This is a genomic window from Psychrobacter sp. T6-1, from assembly GCF_052258445.1.
On the sequence record NZ_JBQQFC010000408.1, the window covers coordinates 1 to 1,691 of the forward strand.

3 protein-coding genes are annotated in these 1,691 nt (G+C 47.0%); all 3 read left to right on the forward strand.

Features of this window, described 5'->3' with window-relative positions:
- Nucleotides 1-655 (forward strand): nicotinate-nicotinamide nucleotide adenylyltransferase (locus ACTXGO_RS13305; protein ID WP_443574856.1); only part of this gene is annotated, 655 nt, incomplete at its 5' end.
- A 100-nt stretch (nt 656-755) separates the two neighbouring features.
- The gene (gene rsfS, locus ACTXGO_RS13310; protein ID WP_317199545.1) at nt 756-1,157 is read left to right on the forward strand and encodes a ribosome silencing factor; all 402 of its coding nucleotides are present in this window, start codon (nt 756-758) and stop codon (nt 1,155-1,157) included.
- Between the two features lie 157 nt (nt 1,158-1,314).
- On the forward strand, nt 1,315-1,691 hold a 377-nt coding region (locus ACTXGO_RS13315; RefSeq protein ID WP_443574857.1), incomplete at its 3' end, for an MOSC domain-containing protein.

Genomic DNA, 1,691 nt, shown 5'->3' on the forward strand with positions numbered 1-1,691 from the left:
GCTACATTTGTCACTACTACCCAATGCGCGCTCACCGTTTAAAACCGATAGCACAGACCCTCAGCATCGCTTAGCTATGCTAAAGCTTGCACTGCAAGGCACGCCGCTATGCATCGATGAGCTGGAGCTATGGCAAGCGCCGCCCGTTTATACTATCGATAGCGTTCGCACTCTGCGTAGTCGCTACCCAAATGATAGCTTGATATTTGTTATGGGTATGGACAGCGCGCGTAGCTTGGATAAGTGGCAGGATGGATTAGCACTAATAAATTACGTCAATATTTGGGTGTTTAATCGTGTCGATAGCGTCTTAGACGCTCAGCTATCAACTCAGCAAGATAGCACGCAGCTGCTACCTACCGAGCTACAAGCGCAAACGAGCGACTCTATACAAGATCTGCTCACGCCCTTGAAAAACGATAGCCAAGGGCGCATTTATATAGATCTGCGCCCCATAGCATCAGTATCGAGTACTCAAATACGCCAAGTACTATCTCAATCTTTGACTAAAGCTGTCAGGCCAATTACACGGCTAGCGCCAATAAATGATACTATTGACACTGTGAACCCTATATCATCTCCTCTGCTCACTAAATGGCTACATCCTGCGGTTTATCATTATATAATCACTCATAAGCTATATTCTAAGACTTAATTCCGTTAAAATTGCCTTATCCCTATTTATTTAACCGTGTAGCTTTTGATAGGCGCGGTGCACCCATACCCTTTATTTTAGATTTAAGAGACCACTATTTATGACTAATACTATGACCGACGAGCGTTTAAAACAATGCTTAGACCTCGTCAATACTTCATTAGAAGATATGAAAGCCAAAAACATTACCGTACTCAACGTCGAGGATTTAACCGACGTTATGGAGCGTATGGTCATCGCTGATGGCACCTCAAAGCGTCACGTACGTGCGATGGCTGATAGTCTCGGCGCTGAATCCAAAAAAGCTGGCTTTATGCCGCTTGGCCGCGAAGGCGGAAATGACTCTGATTGGACACTAATCGATCTAGGCGCAGTCGTCGTCCATATGATGACGCCGCAAGCGCGCGAGTTCTATGACTTAGAAGGCCTATGGTCATCGTCTGAGAGCTTGGCTGAACTGGTCGCTGTACCGCGTGAAAAGAAAGCGGGTCGCCGTAGCTAACATAATCAAAGCTTTGATGACGACTAAAAGACTAGATAACTTATCTGGTCTTTTTTATGCGCGACTATAAATCCGTCAGCAAGTTACAAATGAGCTGAAAGCAGGCTATGATTGCGCTAAGATAGCGCTATTATTAGATCGCCAATTAGGACATGCCATGAGTACAGCAATGACTTCGCAAGCGAAAGCACCTCAAGAATTTAATCAGCCTCTGCCCTTACATATTGCCACTTTGACTTGCGTGCGCGCAGGCAAAGCCATGCCATTCGCGCGTGAGCAAATGAGCGCCATCGACAAAGCCCCGATCAAAGCTCCTGTCGCCGTCGACTTTATGGGTTTGACCACAGACGAGCAAGCCGATCGCCGTCATCACGGTGGCCCGCTAAAAGCGGTACACCAATTGCCGCCTGCGACTTATGAGCAGATTAATACAGAATTTGGCTTAAAAGTACGCGTTGGCACACTCGGTGAGAACCTGACGACTGAGGCGGTCAATGGCCTACCTGAGATGGATGAGAGCAACGTTTGCATCGG

Coding starts and splice junctions, on each gene's coding strand:
- rsfS (WP_317199545.1), top strand. CDS start 756: ATGACTAATACTATGACCGACGAGCGTTTAAAACAATGCTTAGACCTC.